The sequence below is a fragment of the Streptomyces sp. NPDC059456 genome, assembly GCF_042750055.1.
Lineage (GTDB): Bacteria > Actinomycetota > Actinomycetes > Streptomycetales > Streptomycetaceae > Streptomyces.
Genome location: NZ_JBHYVA010000123.1, coordinates 1 through 16043 on the forward strand (window position 1 = coordinate 1; position 16043 = coordinate 16043).

General features: G+C 73.6%; 15 protein-coding genes. 8 read left to right on the plus strand and 7 right to left on the minus strand.

From position 1 onward, the window contains the following. Both ACFXA3_RS13830 and ACFXA3_RS13835 read right to left on the minus strand, forming a co-directional pair. Positions 1–763 (minus strand): PHP domain-containing protein (locus ACFXA3_RS13830; RefSeq protein ID WP_385186371.1); only part of this gene is annotated, 763 nt, incomplete at its 3' end. A gap of 159 nt (positions 764–922) precedes the next feature. Then, complete coding sequence (locus tag ACFXA3_RS13835) at positions 923–1657, minus strand: SDR family oxidoreductase (protein WP_385186374.1); 735 nt, start codon at positions 1655–1657, stop codon at positions 923–925. A gap of 71 nt (positions 1658–1728) precedes the next feature. Here ACFXA3_RS13835 and ACFXA3_RS13840 point away from each other — a divergent pair, with 71 nt between their 5' ends. The 5 genes from ACFXA3_RS13840 to ACFXA3_RS13860 all read left to right on the plus strand — a co-directional run bounded on the left by ACFXA3_RS13840 (position 1729) and on the right by ACFXA3_RS13860 (position 6258). Then, positions 1729–2676 carry a LysR family transcriptional regulator gene (locus tag ACFXA3_RS13840; protein WP_385186376.1) on the plus strand — a complete coding sequence of 316 codons (948 nt, stop codon included), beginning with the start codon at positions 1729–1731 and terminating at the stop codon, positions 2674–2676. A gap of 169 nt (positions 2677–2845) precedes the next feature. Next, positions 2846–3970 carry a DUF3533 domain-containing protein gene (locus tag ACFXA3_RS13845; protein ID WP_385186379.1) on the plus strand — a complete coding sequence of 375 codons (1125 nt, stop codon included), beginning with the start codon at positions 2846–2848 and terminating at the stop codon, positions 3968–3970. Between the two features lie 255 nt (positions 3971–4225). Continuing rightward, positions 4226–4609, plus strand: coding sequence for a VOC family protein (locus tag ACFXA3_RS13850; protein ID WP_385186382.1), 384 nt, complete (start codon positions 4226–4228; stop codon positions 4607–4609). 68 nt (positions 4610–4677) lie between these two features. Next, positions 4678–5598, plus strand: coding sequence for an alpha/beta fold hydrolase (locus ACFXA3_RS13855; protein ID WP_385186384.1), 921 nt, complete (start codon positions 4678–4680; stop codon positions 5596–5598). A gap of 87 nt (positions 5599–5685) precedes the next feature. After that, positions 5686–6258 carry a dihydrofolate reductase family protein gene (locus tag ACFXA3_RS13860; protein WP_385186386.1) on the plus strand — a complete coding sequence of 191 codons (573 nt, stop codon included), beginning with the start codon at positions 5686–5688 and terminating at the stop codon, positions 6256–6258. A 155-nt stretch (positions 6259–6413) separates the two neighbouring features. On the opposite strand, the gene ACFXA3_RS13865 is transcribed toward ACFXA3_RS13860, so the two are convergent. From ACFXA3_RS13865 to ACFXA3_RS13875, 3 genes are all read right to left on the minus strand, one after another. Beyond that, positions 6414–7289 carry a S1 family peptidase gene (locus ACFXA3_RS13865; RefSeq protein ID WP_385186388.1) on the minus strand — a complete coding sequence of 292 codons (876 nt, stop codon included), beginning with the start codon at positions 7287–7289 and terminating at the stop codon, positions 6414–6416. Positions 7290–7437: 148 nt separating this feature from the next. Continuing rightward, a complete protein-coding gene (locus ACFXA3_RS13870; protein ID WP_385186391.1) occupies positions 7438–8259 on the minus strand; it encodes a DUF1684 domain-containing protein in 822 nt (273 codons plus the stop codon). A gap of 77 nt (positions 8260–8336) precedes the next feature. After that, positions 8337–9650 carry a DUF5685 family protein gene (locus ACFXA3_RS13875; RefSeq protein ID WP_385186394.1) on the minus strand — a complete coding sequence of 438 codons (1314 nt, stop codon included), beginning with the start codon at positions 9648–9650 and terminating at the stop codon, positions 8337–8339. A gap of 282 nt (positions 9651–9932) precedes the next feature. Between ACFXA3_RS13875 and ACFXA3_RS13880 the strand changes: the two genes are divergently transcribed. Continuing rightward, positions 9933–10382 carry a cell division protein SepF gene (locus ACFXA3_RS13880; RefSeq protein ID WP_385186397.1) on the plus strand — a complete coding sequence of 150 codons (450 nt, stop codon included), beginning with the start codon at positions 9933–9935 and terminating at the stop codon, positions 10380–10382. A gap of 61 nt (positions 10383–10443) precedes the next feature. Here ACFXA3_RS13880 and ACFXA3_RS13885 read toward each other — a convergent pair whose 3' ends face one another. Both ACFXA3_RS13885 and ACFXA3_RS13890 read right to left on the minus strand, forming a co-directional pair. Further along, positions 10444–11628, minus strand: coding sequence for an acyl-CoA dehydrogenase family protein (locus tag ACFXA3_RS13885; protein WP_385186399.1), 1185 nt, complete (start codon positions 11626–11628; stop codon positions 10444–10446). Between the two features lie 104 nt (positions 11629–11732). Continuing rightward, a complete protein-coding gene (locus tag ACFXA3_RS13890) occupies positions 11733–13391 on the minus strand; it encodes an MFS transporter (RefSeq protein WP_385186402.1) in 1659 nt (552 codons plus the stop codon). A gap of 318 nt (positions 13392–13709) precedes the next feature. Here ACFXA3_RS13890 and ACFXA3_RS13895 point away from each other — a divergent pair, with 318 nt between their 5' ends. After that, the gene (locus ACFXA3_RS13895; RefSeq protein ID WP_385186405.1) at positions 13710–14825 is read left to right on the plus strand and encodes a hypothetical protein; all 1116 of its coding nucleotides are present in this window, start codon (positions 13710–13712) and stop codon (positions 14823–14825) included. A 237-nt stretch (positions 14826–15062) separates the two neighbouring features. Continuing rightward, positions 15063–16043, plus strand: a 981-nt coding sequence (locus tag ACFXA3_RS13900; protein WP_385186408.1) for a phosphatase PAP2 family protein, incomplete at its 3' end; no start/stop codon positions are given.

A 16043-nucleotide genomic window follows, 5' to 3' on the forward strand; every position in this document is an offset into this window, starting at 1 on the left:
CGGTACGGGCGGCCAGGCGCAGCGAGCCGGGGCCGGTGCCGGTGCGGCCGTGGTCGACGGCCTCCAGGCACAGGGAGTCCCCGTAGACCTCCCGCCAGGGTGCGAGCAGCCGCACGGCCCGGTCCGGCCGCCCGGCGGCCAGCGCCCGCCCCACTTCGGACCCGGGTCCGAGCAGGACGTACACGGACTCGCCGCGCAGGGCGTTCCAGGTCAGCGCGGGCTGCGCGGCGGAGCCGCGGACGGCGGCCGACGCGGGTCCGGACGCGGCTGCGTGCCGCACGCCGGAGCCGCCCGGGCTCCCGGGGTCCCCGGCGGCGGTCCCGTCGCCGGGGGCGTGGGCCGCGTGAGCCGCGTGGGCCGCGTGGGCCGCGGTGACCATGCGGCACAGCTCGGCCCAGCCGGCGGCGCCGTCCCGGGCCAGGAAGACGGCCCGCGGGGCGGACTCGTCGAGGAAGGCGCCGCCGCGCACCGGGGTCCGCCGCCGCTGGGAGGCCTCCGGGGCGCCCGCGCGGGAGCCCGCCGCGGCACCGCCGGCCGCCTCCGCGGCGTACGGCACGGCCAGGTCGACCCCGAACAGCGGCCGGATCCCGGCCTTCGCGCAGGCCTTCGCGAACCGCACCGCACCCGCGAGGGTGTCGCGGTCGGTCAGGGCGAGGGCGTCCATGCCCCGCTCGGCGGCACGCTCCGCCAGCCGTTCGGGGTGTGAGCCTCCGTAGCGCACGGAGAACCCCGAAACGGTGTGCAGATGCGTAAAACCGGGCACCCGCGGCCTCCTGCTTCGATCGATGGAACACCTCCCCGTGTCCACCATAGAGCAATTCGAATATCCGTGCGAAACATTCGTTCGATTGGCCGAGGAGGCCGGCCGGCAGGGTTGAAAACACACCCGTCAGGCTTCGGGCGGCGACGGCGCGGCATGGTCTCACCAGGGAATCGGCCCGTCCTCGGCCAGAAGGGCGCCCGTCGGGCCGTCCTCGCCCGCCGTCGCCAGGTCAACCGCCACGGCCGCGCCCTCCTGCGCCGTGCGCATCCCGGTGTGGCGGTTGAGGTCGGTCGCGCAGTAGCCGGGGCTCACCGCGTTGACCAGGATCCCTTCGGCGCGCAGTTCATTGGCGTAGAGCACGGTGATCGCGTTCAGCGCGCTCTTCGAGGTGCAGTAGGGGAAGAGGATCGAGTAGTAGGCGGACCACGGGCTGCCCGGGTCGGCCAGATGGGTGAGGGAACCGAGCTCGCTGGACATGTTGACGATGCGTGCGGCGGCGGAGCGGCGCAGCAGGGGGAGCATGGCGTGGGTCACCGCGATGACGCCGAACACGTTGGTCTCGTAAACCTGCCGGACGGTGGCGGCGGGGGTTTCACTCGGCTTCTGCGGTCCGGCGGCGATCCCGGCGTTGTTGACGAGGATGTCGAGGCGGCCGAACGTGGCGTCGATGTGCCGGGCGGCGGCCTGGACCGAGGTCTCGTCGGTGACGTCCAGCGGAACGAACCGTACGTCGGCGCCGCCCGCGCGAAGCTCCTCGGCCGCCGCCTCGCCACGCTCGGCGTTGCGGGCGCCGATCAGCACGGTGATGCCGAGGGCTGCGAGCCTGCGCGCCGTTTCCTTGCCGATGCCCTTGTTCGCACCGGTGATCAGAGCAGTCTTCTGCGAAGTCGTCATGGCACCCAGCCTCCCCTCACCCACGGGCGGCAGGGAAAGACCGGAAGGCTCTGGATCTATAGTCCACGGGTATGAGCGAGCTGGAGGTGCGAGAGCTGAGGTACTTCGTCGCGGTCGCCGAGGAGCTGAACTTCAGCCGGGCCGCGCAACGCCTGGGGATGGCGCAGCCCCCGCTGTCGAAGGCGATCGCTCAGATGGAGTCCCGGCTCGGGGTACGCCTGCTGGAGCGCACCACCCGCCAGGTGGCGCTGACCAACGCCGGTCAGGTGCTGCTCGACCAGGCCCGGATCGCGGTCGACGCGGTGCACGCGGCGGCCCGGCGGGCCCGCCGGGCCGGTCAGCCGACACCCCAGCTCGTCGTGGCGGTCAAACCGGGAGGCGATGCCGGACTGCTGCGGGAGATCCTCGCCGCCTACCGGGGAACGGGTTCACATCTGCCGCCGCCCGAAGTCGTCGTCGGCGGCAGCGGAGAGCCGATCTCCATGCTGCGGGACGGCCGTGCCGACGTAGCGCTGCTGCGCAGCCCGTTCGACGGTCAAGGGCTGGATTCCCAGACCCTCGTGGTCGAACCGCGGCTGGCCGTCCTCCCCGCCGCGCACCGCCTGGCCGGACGCCGGCGGCTGCGGCTGGCCGACCTCAAGGGCGAACCGATTCCGCGCTGGAAGGGGGCCTCCCCCTCCCACACCGCCCACTACACCGGACGCGACGGAACGGACGCGGGCGACGGCCACACGGGCTCGGCGCCGGCCGACGCTCCTGAGGGGCCGCTCGTGGCCAGCGTCGAGCAACTCCTGGAAGTGGTCGCGCTGGGCCAGGCGGTGGCGTTCCTGTCACTCTCCACCACCGAGCGGCACCAGCGCCCGGACATCGCGTACCGGCCGGTCACCGGCCTCAGCCCCAGCGCGGTCATGGTCGCCTGGCCGGAGACCTCGCGATCCGCAGCCGTCGCCGCCTTCGTCCGGGCCGCCCACGACGTCGCCGCCCACCACCCCGACCACATGACCGCACTGGCCTACTGACCGGGGCACTCACCCCTCGCCATGACGTTCACCGCAGGACCGGTTCCGGACGACCACCAGCGCCCTGCTCCCCGCCCCCGAGAACTCGATCGCGCACGTGCCTCCCGATCGTCATCCGTTCGGCCCGCCCCTGCTGCGTGCCGCCCCCCGTACGCCGAGCGTGTGAGGCATGACCCAGCCCACCTCCCCGTCCCCGCCTCCACCCCCGCCTCCGCCCCCGTCTTCGCCCGCCGGGTTCCTCGCCGAGGTCAAGGACGCCGTGACCGTTCGGGCCGCCCTGCTGCTCGTGGGGGTGCTGGTCCTCCAGCTCGCCTTCATCACCTCGTACATCGGGGCCTTCCACCGGCCCGAGCCCAGCGAGATCCCCCTCGCCGTGGCCGCCCCCGTCCGTCCGGTCGCGGAGCAGTCCGCGCAGCAGCTCGCCGATCTGCCGGGCACACCGCTCGACCCGCACGCGGTGCCGGACGAGGCCGCCGCGAAGGCGGAGGTCGAGAACCGGGAAGCGGACGGGGCGCTGGTCGTCGACCCGGCCGGGACGACCGACCGGCTGCTGGTCGCGAGCGGCGCGGGCGCCTCGCTCTCCCAGACCCTCGAACTGGTCGTCGGCCGGGCCGAGAAGGCCCGGGGCCGCAGCGTCCGCGTCGTCGACGTGGCCCCGGCCGCCGCGGGCGACGCACGCGGTCTGAGCGCCTTCTACCTGGTCATCGGCTGGTGCGTCGGCGGCTACCTGTGCGCCGCGATCCTCGCGATCAGCGCCGGCGCCCGGCCCGCCAACTCCCACCGCGCCTTCATCCGGCTCGGCGCGCTGCTGCTGTACTCGATCGCCGCCGGGCTGCTCGGCACGGTCATCGCGGGCCCGGTCCTGGACGCGCTGCCCGGCGGCATCGTGCCCCTGTGGGGGCTGGGCACCCTCGTCGTCTTCGCGGTCGGGGCGATCACCCTGGCCTTCCAGGGGCTGGCGGGCGTGGTCGGCATCGGTCTGGCGATCCTGCTGGTGGTGGTGCTCGGCAACCCGAGCGCGGGCGGCGCGTACCCGTACCCGCTGCTGCCGCCGTTCTGGCGGGCCATCGGCCCGGCCCTGCCGCCGGGCGCGGGCACGTACGCCGCGCGCTCGATCGCGTACTTCAAGGGCAACGCCGCGGCCGGGCCGATGCTGGTGCTGGCCGCCTGGGCGGTGCTCGGCTCCGCCGTCACCGTGGCCTGCGCGGTCTTCCGCAGGGGCCGCCCGGGGGCCGCGGTGGGCAGCGGGCTCCCGGACGGCGCGGGCCCGGCCGGGGGGCGGGCCGGGCGATGAGCACCCCCGGCGGCGATCCGGGAAACCGGCGACCACACGGCGCTGGACGAGGCGGTCTCCGCGGCCTTCCCTCGCCCTGCTGGACGGGCTGAGCACGCGCGTCGTGCTCGGGCAGCGCGGCGCCGACCGCCCCGCGTCCCTGGAACGCGCCCGGTCGGCGGCGGCGCTGCTCGTCCCGCACCTCCAGGACGCGTACCGGCGGACGAAGGGCCGACGGGGTGGCGTGCGGCGCCCGGATCGGAGAAACTCGCGTGCATGGTTTCGATGATCCAGAACGTGGCGGTCGACTGTGCGGATGCCTACGGGCTGGCCCTGTTCTGGAGCCGGGTGACCGGCCGCCCGCTGCACGCGCAGGACGGGCCGGGCTCCCGTGAGACCCAGGTGGAGTTGGCGCAGGGACCGGTGCTGTACTTCAACCAGGTGCCCGAGCCCAAGACCGTCAAGAACCGGATCCACCTGTGCCTGCGCCCCGAGACCTCGCGCGACCGGGAGGTGGACCGGCTGCTGGCCCTCGGTGCCGCCTTCGTCGCCGATCACCGCAATCCCGACGGCTCCGGCTGGGTCGTCCTCGCCGATCCCGAGGGCAACGAATTCTGCGTCCTGCGCAGCGAGTCCGACCGCGCCGCCACGACCTCCTGACACTCCCCGGTCCCGCGCGGGCTGAGCGTGCCCCGCGGCAACGGGCGGGGCGGCGGGAGGAGGCCGGAGTGCCCATCGAGGTGGGACTGCCCGACGGGCGGAAGCTCGCCGCACGGCAGTGGGGGGCTCCCGGCGGCTCACCGGTCCTGCTGCACCACGGCACACCGGGCAGCCGCCTCGGCGTCGCGCTCGCCGACGTCCCCGAGCGGCATCCGCACGTCCGCTTCTTCTCCTACGACCGGCCCGGCTACGGGGGGTCCGACCGTGCACCGGGGCGGCGCGTGGCCGACGCCGCCGCCGACTCCGCCGCCGTCGCGGACGCCCTGGGCATCGGCCGGTTCGCGGTCGTCGGCCGCTCCGGCGGCGGTCCGCACGCACTCGCGTGCGCGGCGCTGCTCCCCGGCCGGGTGACGGCAGCGGCCTGCCTGGTCGGCCTCGCGCCCCGCGACGGCACCGGGCTCGACTGGTACGCCGGCATGACCCCGCACAACGTGGACCACTACACCCTCGCGGACCGCGATCCCGCGGCCCTGGAGCGGCGTGTCACCTCCCGGGCGGCGCGGATCCGCCGCGATCCGGGCCGGCTGCTGGAAGACCTGCGCACGCACCTCCCGGCCGCGGATCTCGCGGTCCTGGCCGACGACCGGGTGCGCCGGGCCGTCCTGGACACCTTCCGCGAGGCGCTGCGCGACTCCGCGTACGGCTGGCTGGACGACTCCCTCGCGGTCGGCCGGCCCTGGGGGTGCGACCCGCGCAGGATCACCGCTCCGGTCATGCTCTGGCACGGTGCCGAGGACGTGTTCTCACCGGTGGGGCATTTCCACTGGCTGGCGCGGCGCATCGGGCACAGCAGGGCGGTGCTCGCACCCGGAGCCGGTCATTTCGCGGCGCAGTACGCCCTCTGCGAGGCGCTCGGCTGGATCCGGGGACAAGGGGTTTCATCCGGACCGGCGAGGACCGGTGAGTTTCGCCCTCGCCGGCGGTCATAGATGACGGTGGGTGCGACACGGCCGCGGGAGCGGGCGGGGCGCGCCCGCCGAAGCTGCACCCGGACACGAGAAACCGAGGGACTTCCGATGCGCACCCTGATCAGCACCGCTTTCATCTCGCTCGACGGCGTCGTGGAGGCCCCGGGCGGCGAGCCCGGGTACCGGAACTCCGGCTGGACCTTCAAGCACGCGGAATTCCTGCCCGAGGCGTTCGAGATCAAGGGGCGGGAGCAGAAGGAGGCCACGGCGATGCTGCTGGGCCGGACCAGCTACGAGGCGTTCAGTCCGGTGTGGCCGGACATGGCGGACTTCGCGGACTACAAGGTGATGCCCAAGTACGTCGTCTCCACCACCCTCACCGAGGACGACCTGGTGTCGGACTGGGGCCGGACCACCATCCTGCGCTCGCTCGACGAGGTCGCCGCGCTCAAGGAGACGGAGGGCGGCCCGATCATCGTCCACGGCAGCGCCTCGCTGAACCGGGCCCTCTCGGACGCCGGGCTCATCGACCGCTACCACCTCCTCGTCTTCCCGCTCCTGTTGGGCGCCGGAAAGCGCCTCTTCAGCACGACGGACAAGGACGTGCAGAGGCTGAAGCTCGTCGAGCACGAGGCCTACGCCAACGGCCTGCAGAAGAACGTCTTCGACGTCGTCCGCTGACCGGGCCGCGCCCGACGCGGGCGCGCCGCCCCGCCCCCCGGCGACGTGCCCCCGCCCGTGGGTTCGGGCGGGGGTGCGTGATCGCGCCGGGGCAGTGCAGTGCGGTGCGGGTGGTGCGGGACGGGCGGTGCGGGCTGCGTCGGCCCGCACCGTCGTCAGTACACGCTCACCCCGTAGGCGTTGAGGGCTTCGACGACGGGCTGGAAGAAGGTGGTTCCGCCCGAGGTGCAGTCGCCGCTGCCGCCGGAGGTCAGGCCGATCGCCTTGGTGCCGGAGTAGAGCGGGCCGCCGCTGTCGCCGGGCTCGGCACAGACGTTGGTGCGGATCATGCCGTAGACGATGTCGCCGCCACCGTAGTTGACGGTGGCGTTGAGGCCGGTCACCGAGCCGCCGTGGGTACCGGTGGTGGAGCCGCGCCGGGTGACGGACATCCCGACGGTGGGGTTGGCGGCGCTGGTGATGTCCTGGCTGCCGACGGTGCCGGCGTGGGCGAGGGAGGCGTTGTCGTAGCGCACGAGGCCGTAGTCGTTGTCGGGGAAGCTCGATCCGACGGTCGCGCCGATCGTCGTCGTGTGCGCGGAGCTCGTCCACCAGGTGCCCGCGCCGTCGGTGCAGTGCCCCGCGGTCAGGACGTAGTACGTGTTCCCGCTGCGCACGTTGAAGCCGAGCGAACAGCGCCAGCCGGAGGTGTAGATGGCGTCGCCGCCGGAGATCAGCTTGCGCAGTTTGCCGGGGGTGCGCTCGATGCGCAGGGCCGCGGCGTCGGCTCCGGCCTCGGTGCGGATCCTGGCGAGGTCCTCGGCGGTGACGGTGGAGTCCGCGGTGACCACGAGGGTTCCGCTGGCGGGGTCGGTGTACCAGGCGGTGCCCGCGACGTCGGCGCGCTGGACGGACGCTCCGGCGGCGGCGAGCCGTGCTGCGCTGAAGCCGGTGTCCGCGCTCGCCGCGGTGGGGGCGGCGAGCCCGGCGACGGCCGCCAGGCCGGCGGCCACGGCGAGCAGCCGGGTACGGGTGATGCTCTTGATCCTCACTTCTCGTCCTCCCGGGAGGGATCGGGGGCCCGGCGGACAGTGGGGGGCGCCGGAGCCCGTGAGGCGCAGCCGGGGGTACGGCGGGCGCACAGGATTTCGTCGTGCCCCTGACAAGCCCCCTGAAGGCGCTGTCGGGAGTGTCTCGACGTCAGATTCGGGCGGCAAGGGCATCTTTCAGCCTCCGCTCGCCCGCCGCGACCTCGAAGGCCAGGGTGTTCCCGGGCGGCGGGAACGGGCAGATGAAGTGGTCCGCGAAGGCGCAGGGCGGCAGCACGGTCCGGTTGAAGTCCACGGTGATCGAGCCGTCCACGGGATCGGGGACGCCCGGCTTCAGGAACCGGAAGCGGTAGCTGGAGCTCCCCCCGGTGGCATCGCCGATGACGGCCCAGAGACTGCCGTCGTCCTCGTCGACGGCGACCTGGAGGGTGTGCGCGGCGCCCCGGTACGCGAAGCTCAGCTCCCCGCCGAGGCCGAGCCCGCGCTCGCGCCCGTCGGCGTTCGCCACCTGGACGGTCCGGTCCTCGCCGTACGGGCGGAAGCGCCCCGGCAGGACGAAGTCGGGGTCGTACGGGGTCGCCTCGATGCCTGCGAAGGCGCGGCGCGCCGCGGAGCCGGGGTCGAAGACCCTGACCGCCCACTCCCCCTCGCGCCGGATCACGGTGATGCGGACGTCCCGGGGGGCGGAGATCCGCGAGCGCGCGGGCGGCGCGTGGTCGGCGGCGAGGACGGCGTCACCGGTGAAGGACTCCCCGTCGAGGGCGAGGCCGTCCTCGGCGGAGGCGGTCAGCGCCACGCCGCCCTCGGTGGCGCGCCAGCGCCCTGGAACGGCCGGAATTCGACCTTCCGGGTAGTCGGAGAGCCAGTGGGTGCCGATGAGGGAAAGGGGGCCGTGGGGGGCGGACACGGATGCCACCCGGTGCTCGTGCCATTTCCGCCAGGCGGTCTTCGGATCGTCTGCGTCATCGCTCATGCCGCTCAACCCTTCCACACGGGCCCGGACGGGAATCTCCCTGTACGCCGTCCGGACCCAAGGAATCTGAGCGGGCCTCAGCAGTCGCAGCCGCAGTCGCACCCGTCGCAGCAGCACCCGTCGCAGTTGCAGCAGTCGCAGCAGCCACTGCAGTCGGGGCAGCCGTCGCAGCATTCGCAGGCATCGCACCACGCGTCCCGCTTCTTGCGCGACCACGGCCCCTCGTGCTCGGTGCAGCACAGCTGGCAGGTGCAGAACAGCCCCAGGGCCACGGCGCATCCGGCGAGCAGCCCGCGGCGCGGCTTCTGCGGCGGCAGGCCGCCGCCGGGGCCCATGGGCGGTCCGGGCATCCACGGCCCGCCGGGGCCGCCCGCGCCCCCGCCGTACGGGTTGCCGCCGTACGGATTCCCGCCCTGGCCGCCCTGGCCGTCGTACGGGCCGCTGCCGTACGGGGCCCCCTGGCCCGGGCCGTAGCCCTGCGCAGGCGCCCCGTGGCCGCCCTGGCCCGCGGCGCTCATGCCCACGTGTCCGCAGCCGGTGACCCCGAACGCCCGGTCCACCGAGGTCTTCAGCTCGTGCACGAGCAGCCGGTGGGCCAGCCCGGCGTCCGCGAACTCGACCTCGCGCAGCGCCAGCCTGATGCCGTGCAGGGCGTCGTCGGCCAGCCGCCGGGCCTCGGCGAGCGGGGTCCCGGTGGCCGTCAGCGGGTTCCAGGCGCCCGCGGCGGCGTCCGCGGCCCGGTCCTCGACGGCGTCCAGCAGGTGCGCGAGGCGCCCGAAGTAGCGGCCGGCCTCGGCGAGCGCGGGGGCGTTGCCTGGCCGTCCCGCCAGCTGCGCGGTATGGGCGAAGGCGGCGGCCGTCGCGGTCTCGGTCGGCTCGGTCACCACGAGCACGGGCGTGCCGGGCCCGGCCAGCGTCTCGATGCCCGCCTGCCGGTCCACGGCGTCGACGAGGACGGCCGTGTCGAAGCCGAGCGAGGCTCCGGTGCGGGCGCCGGCGCGGTCCCAGCCGCGGGCCACCCTGCGCGCGGCGGCGGCGATCGGCGCGCGGGCCAACAGCCCGTCTCGGTCGGCCACGTGGTCCCGGACCTTCGCCGAGGCGAGGACGAGCGAGACGGCGGCCGCGAGCCGCGCACCCTCGCCCTTGGCCACCGCGGCGGTGCGCATGCCGCGCAGCGGGCAGGGGCCCGCGGTGCGCCGGGAGCCGGGGGCGGGTCCGGACTGAGCCTCCGTCAGAACGGATACGAGCAGCCCGTCATAGTTGGTCACGATCCGGGCGAACTGTCCGTGGTCCCCTCGAAGTGCCAGGCACAGCCCGCAGAGATGGGCCATCCACTCCGTTTTGAAACGCTCCCCGAGCCGGTGCGTGCAGGGTCTGACGATGCCGAACAAACCGGTCCCCCGTGTGTCATACGCGTGCGTGATGCGCATCGTATCGAGCCGGATCGTTCACTCGTACGCCCCCGTCGGTCACCCACACGGCAGCAGCAGTCGTATTTTCACTCAGACAGCAGCGGTACCCATCAGAATCCTTGACGGTGCAACGGATGTTCTGCACCAGTACCGTCACGAAACCCCTGCGCGGCGCCTATCCACTTGGCGCGTTGTCAGCATCATGGACGACCATAGGGGCAGCGGAGAGAAGAGAACTGACCGCGGTGAAAGGAGGCGTCCATGGGTTCGGTACGCAAGGCGAGTGCCTGGTTGGGTCTCGTGGAGGACAGCGACGACGAGCGTTACTACGACGACGACTACGCGGAGGCCGCGCAGGGTTCCGTCGCGGGCCCCGGCGACCAGTGGGTCACCGACCCGCGGGTCAGGGTCGCGTCGGAGTCGGCCGTCGAGCAGGGCCGGCGGATCGCGACGGTCACCCCGGACGGCTTCCGTGACGCGCGCGGCATCGGCGAACTGTTCCGCGAGGGCGTCCCGGTGATCGTGAACCTGTCGTCCATGGACCCGGCCGACGCCAAGCGCGTGGTCGACTTCGCGGCCGGCCTGACCTTCGGCCTGCGCGGCTCGATCGAGCGGGTGGCGACCAGGGTCTTCCTGCTGACCCCGGCCGACACCCAGATCGTCAACGGCGAGCCCGCCGGCCGCTCGCGCGACTTCTTCAACCAGAGCTGAGCCTGGGGGCCCCTCTGGAGCACCTCCCGGACGGCGTCCGGGAGAGGCGGCCGGGGGACCCTCAGCGGAAGGCGTCGAGCCCGGTGAGGGCCTTGCCCAGCACCAGCTGGTGCATCTCGACGGTGCCCTCGTAGGTGAGCACCGATTCGAGGTTGGTGGCGTGCCGCATGACGGGGTATTCGAGCGAGATCCCGTTGGCACCCAGAATGGTCCGCGCGGTGCGGCAGATCTCGATGGCCTCGCGGACGTTGTTGAGCTTGCCGAAACTGATCTGCTCCGGCCGCAGGGTGCCCGCGTCCATCCGCCGGCCCAGGTGGTGGGCGAGCAGGATGCCCTTGTGGAGCTCCAGCGCCATGTCGGCGAGCTTCGCCTGGGTGAGCTGGAAGCCGCCGATGGGCTTGCCGAACTGCTCCCGCGTCCGCGCGTAGTCGAGCGCGGCCTCGAAGCTGGCGCGCGCCGCGCCCATGGCCCCCCAGATGATCCCGTACCGCGCGTGGCTGAGGCAGCCCAGCGGCCCCTTGAGCCCGGTGACGCCCGGAAGCACCGCGTCCGCGGGCAGCCGTACGTCGTCCATGACCAGTTCGCTGGTGACCGAGGCGCGCAGCGACCACTTGTGCTTGATCTCGGGCGCCGAGAACCCGGCGGAGTCGGTCGGCACGGCGAAGCCGCGGATCCCCTCGTCGGTCTGCGCCCAGACGACGGCCACGGACGCCACGCTGCCGTTGGTGATCCACATCTTGCGGCCGTTCAGCACCCAGTCGGTGCCCTCGCGCTTCGCGTACGTGCGCATGGCGGCGGGGTCGGAGCCGACGTCGGGCTCGGTCAGCCCGAAGCAGCCGATCAGCTCGCCGGCGGCCATGCCGGGGAGCCAGCGCTGCTTCTGCTCCTCGGAGCCGTACTTCCAGATCGCGTACATGGCGAGGGAGCCCTGTACGGAGACGAGCGAGCGGATCCCGGAGTCGGCGGCCTCCAGTTCGAGGCAGGCGAGCCCGTACTGCACGGCACTGGCGCCGGCGCACCCGTACCCCTGGAGGGACATCCCGAGCGCACCGAGCGCACCGAGCTCCTTCGCGAGGTCGCGGATGCCGGGGAGCTCGCCGCTCTCGTACCAGCCGGCGACGTGCGGGAGCACGCGGTCGGCGGCCCAGCCGCGGACGGTGTCGCGGATGGCGAGGTCCTCGGGCGCGAGGAGCTCGTCGAGCCCGAGCGGATCGGTGGGGACGAAGGGCGTTCTCGACGCGGACACGAAGGGCCTCCCGGCGGAGATGCGGTCATGACTAGCGGTGCTAGTTTGTCGCCACCTCCGCTCCGGGTCCACCCCCACCCGCACGCGGTGCGGTGGGCGCGGGGTCAGGCGGTACGGGCCGCCGTGTCGCGGTCCGGCTGCGCCGCGGCCGGGACGCGGGCGGTGTCCGGGCCCGCCTGTGCGGGGAGCCGTACGGGCTCGGCCTCGTCCTCGGCGGGGTCGTGGCACTCCATGACCCGCGGCAGCTTCAGCGCCATCACGGCACCCGCCAGCAGCAGGACCGCGCTGACCAGGAGCGTGACGTGCAGCCCGTGCACGAACGAGTGCCGTGCCGCGGCGTACAGCGACTCGCCCGCGGCGCCGCCGAGGGAGCCCGCGATCTGGTAGGCCTCGCCCAGGGAGTTCGCGGCGTCCGCCGCGTCCGCGGCCGACACCCCCGGCACGTGCAGCAGCCCCGGCGCGTAGGCGGCGTTCATCACGCTGCCGAGCAGGGCGATGCCCATGCCCGCGCCCAGCTGGTACGAGGTCTCGCCTATGGAGGCCGCACCGCCGGCGGTGGCGGCGGGCGCCTCGCTCAGCATCGACTCGTACGCCGCGAACAGCGTGGTCTGCAGCCCGAAGCCGAGCACGATGAACCCGATCGTGAGCAGCGCGGGCCGGTCGTGCTGGCCCATGAACGTGAGCAGCAGCACGCCGCAGGCCGTCAGCACGAAGCCCAGCGACACCATGGTGCGCGGCCCGATCCGGGCGAGCGTGTAGGAGCCGGTGGCGCCGGCGGCCATCGCGGCGAAGGTGAGCGGCAGCAGCCGCAGCCCGGTCTCCAGCGGGCTCAGGTGCAGCACCAGCTGGAGGTACTGGACCGCGATCAGCTCCAGCCCGACCAGTGCCAGCATGGCCAGCACGATGCAGCCGACGGACGTCGTGAAGGCGGCGCGCGAGAACATCCGCATGTCGATGAGGGGGTGCGGGCGCCGCCTCTGCCGCCGTACGAAGAAGATCAGCAGGGCCGCGCCGAGCAGCAGCGGCACGAGTGCGTCGGCGTCCAGGAGCCGGCGCTCGGCGCCGATGCGCTTGACGCCGAGGACCACGCCGAGCACGCCGCCGGCGGCCATCAGCGCGCCGAGCACGTCCCACGGTCCGTCGCAGGCGCCCTTGGACTCGGGCAGCAGCCAGCGTCCGAGGGGCAGGATCAGCGCCATCAGCGGGATGTTGATCAGGAAGACCGAGCCCCACCAGAAGTGCTGGACCAGGAAACCGCCGAGGACCGGTCCGCCGGCGGCGCCGATGGCGGCGACGGCGGTCCAGATGCCGATGGCGAGGGCCCGCTCGCGCCGGTCGGGGAAGACCTGGCGCAGGATCGACAGGGTGGCCGGCATGATCATCGCCCCGCCGACGCCGAGCAGGGCGCGGGCGGCGATGAGCACCTGGGCGCTGTCGGCGAGGGCCGCCAGCGCGGAGGCCGCGCCGAAGAGCCCGTAACCGAGGAGCAGTATCCGGCGGCGGCCGACCCGGTCGCCGAGGGTGCCGAACAGGATCAGCAGGGCGGCGCAGACCAGCGGGTAGGCATCGACGATCCACAGCAGCTCGACCGCGCCGGGGCGCAGGTCCTCGGTGACGGAGGGGACGGCGACGTGCAGGATCGTCGCGTCGAGCGCGACGAGGACCAGGCTGACGCAGAGGACCGCGAGGACGAGCCAGCGGTTGGCTCCGCCGGAGGCGGCTCGCAGCCGCAGCCGGAAGGCGGCCGCGTTCGTCCCCGACATGCATGTACCTCCCAGATGATCGCTCGCACTCGGCGGACCAGCGTGCTGCGGAGCCGCGGGGTGGTGCGCGGTGCGGCGTCCTACGGGGTCCGGCATCGACAGGCGAGTGAAGGGTCAGCGTACGCGAGTTCGCCTGTCCGACACGTGGCCAAGCTCTCACCGCGACGGCGGCCGCGGTGTGGTGTGCGCCACTCGCATCACGCCGCTCACCCCGCCCTCCTCCCCCGCTGCCCGCCGGGCGGCGCCCCTCCTCGTGTACACGCGAGGTCACGACCCGTGGTTCTGCGCCGACGGCAGCCGCGGGCGCCACCGATAATCATGCCCGTGAAAGATCTTGGATTTCGCCGGGCCGCGCCCGCGCTGGCCGTCTTCGCGGCGGTCCGGCTGCTCGGGCTGGCCGTGCTCGCGGTGTGGGGCGCCGCCGCCGGGAGCAGCCCGCACACGCTGCTGTCGGCGCGCTGGGACTCGCTCTGGTACGCCCGCATCGCCGCCGAGGGGTACGGGTACGAGGTGCTCCTCCCCAACGGGGACGTGCACTCGAACCTCGCCTTCTTCCCGCTGCTGCCCTGGCTGGAGCGGCTGGTCGCGGCGCCGACCGGGCTGTCGTACGGATCCGCGGGCCTGGTGGTCTCGGCGGTCGCCGGGCTCGCGGCGGCCTGGGGGATCTTCGCCGTCGCGGACCTCGTCCACGGCCGCCGGGCGGGCGTGTTCGCCGCCGGGGTGTGGGCCGCGCTGCCCGTCGGCATCGTGCAGTCCATGGCGTACAGCGAGTCGCTGTTCACGGCGCTGGCGGCCTGGGCGCTGTACGGGGCCCTGCGCGGCCGGTGGCTGACCGCCGGCCTGCTCGCCGCGGGAGCGGGGCTGACCCGCCCGGTCGGCGCCGCGGTGGTGGCGGCGGTGTGGGTGGCGGCCGCCCTGGCCCTGCGGCGCGGGGAGCGGTCCTGGCGGCTGACGGCGGGTGTGGCGCTGGCCCCGCTGGGGGCGGCCGCGTACGTGCTGTGGGTCGGGGCGCGCACCGGTCACGGCCTGCTCGGCTACCTGGACGTGCAGGGCGGCTGGGGCAACGGATTCGACGGCGGATGGGCGTTCGCGCGCTTCGTCGGGGCCAAGCTGGCGTCGTCCGCCGCCCCGGCCGGGGTCGGGCTGATCGCGGGCGTCGTCCTGGTGCTGTGGCTGTACCGGCTGTGCGTGAAGCAGCGGCAGCCGGTGCCGCTGCTCGTGTACTGCGGGATCGTCGTGGCGCTGGCGCTGTGCGCCTCGGGGTACTTCGGGTCCAAGCCGCGGCTGCTGCTCCCGGCGTTCCCGCTGCTGCTGCCGGTGGCGGTGGCGCTGGCCCGGTGGCGGACCGGCCGTGCGGCCGCGGTGCTGGGGTCGGCGGCGCTGGCGGCGGCGGTGTACGGGGCCTTCTGGCTGAACGGATCGGGGCCCCCGTAGCGGCCGCACCACGGAATGGATCATTCCGATCCATCTTTCAGCAAAGTAATTGAGCGGGAGTGATAAAGCCCGCTCGACTATGCGAAACAATGACCGAGGCAATGGATCACGGCAGCTCCAACTAATGCCGGAATCCAAGGAATTAAGTCCCGCGTGAGACCAACTCCACATCACATGGTCATCACAAAGCCCGTGATTCGACCGGGCCGCCCATCGGCGCGCGGTAACGTCGATTGAGTGCGTACCGACCAAATCCTGACCCGTCTGGAGCGGGTGTTCGCCCGGCTGGACCGGGAACCAGAGCGACCGGCTCATCTGCAAACACCGCAGATGAGCCGGCACCGCATCGTGCTCCTCGGATCGACCCTCGCGTTCTACCTCGCGATCGTGGTGGCCGTCCTGACCACGTCCTGGCTCGTCCGCCTGGACTGGCAGGTCATGTTCTTCCGCCCCTACGAGCAGTGGCCGCAGCTGCACGCGTTCCTCGACTACCTCGTGGTCCTGGGCCAGCGCGGACCCACCGCGGTCATGGTCGCCGCCTGGCTCGGCTGGCGCTCCTGGCGCCAGCACACCCTCCGCCCGCTGATCACCCTCGGCGTGGCGCTGCTCCTGCTCAACATCACCGTCGGCGCCGTCAAGCTCGGCCTCGGCCGGCTCGGCCCGCACTACGCCACGCAGATCGGCTCCGCCGAGCTCTTCGCCGGCGGCGATATATTTCCTTCCGGCCACACCGCCAACGCCGTCGTGACCTGGGGAATCCTGGCCTACCTGGCCTCCACCACGGTCACCCGGCGGGTGCTGTCCGTGGTGTCCGCCACCGTCTCCCTGAGCGTCGGCGCCACCACCGTGTACCTCGGCACGCACTGGGTCAGCGACGTGCTGCTCGGCTGGTCCGCGGGTCTGCTGATCATGCTGGCGCTGCCCTGGTTCGAGCCGCTGATCGCCGGCGCCGAGGCCCGGGTCTTCGCCCTGCGCGAGCGGCTGCGCCGCCGGCTGGAGACCGGAACCGTGCCCGCCCCGGTCGCCACCATGCTCACCCCGCTGCTCTCCGCGGGCGGCAAGTGGCAGCTCCGGCTCCCCGCCGGGGCCACCGGCCCGCAGGAGGCCGCCGCGGCCGCCGGCCCGCCCGTCGCGGCGACCGCACCGGCGGCCGCCGGGGGGGGGGGACGCCCCGCGCGCCCCCCCCCCCGCCCGCGCGCCGCGGCGCGCCGCCCGCGC

Excerpts from the sequence above, each read along its gene's own strand:
- ACFXA3_RS13835 (WP_385186374.1), bottom strand. The coding sequence starts at position 1,657 with ATGACGACTTCGCAGAAGACTGCTCTGATCACCGGTGCGAACAAGGGC.
- ACFXA3_RS13840 (WP_385186376.1), top strand. The coding sequence starts at position 1,729 with ATGAGCGAGCTGGAGGTGCGAGAGCTGAGGTACTTCGTCGCGGTCGCC.
- ACFXA3_RS13845 (WP_385186379.1), top strand. The coding sequence starts at position 2,846 with ATGACCCAGCCCACCTCCCCGTCCCCGCCTCCACCCCCGCCTCCGCCC.
- ACFXA3_RS13850 (WP_385186382.1), top strand. The coding sequence starts at position 4,226 with ATGGTTTCGATGATCCAGAACGTGGCGGTCGACTGTGCGGATGCCTAC.
- ACFXA3_RS13860 (WP_385186386.1), top strand. The coding sequence starts at position 5,686 with ATGCGCACCCTGATCAGCACCGCTTTCATCTCGCTCGACGGCGTCGTG.
- ACFXA3_RS13870 (WP_385186391.1), bottom strand. The coding sequence starts at position 8,259 with ATGAGCGATGACGCAGACGATCCGAAGACCGCCTGGCGGAAATGGCAC.
- ACFXA3_RS13880 (WP_385186397.1), top strand. The coding sequence starts at position 9,933 with ATGGGTTCGGTACGCAAGGCGAGTGCCTGGTTGGGTCTCGTGGAGGAC.
- ACFXA3_RS13890 (WP_385186402.1), bottom strand. The coding sequence starts at position 13,391 with ATGTCGGGGACGAACGCGGCCGCCTTCCGGCTGCGGCTGCGAGCCGCC.
- ACFXA3_RS13895 (WP_385186405.1), top strand. The coding sequence starts at position 13,710 with ATGCCCGTGAAAGATCTTGGATTTCGCCGGGCCGCGCCCGCGCTGGCC.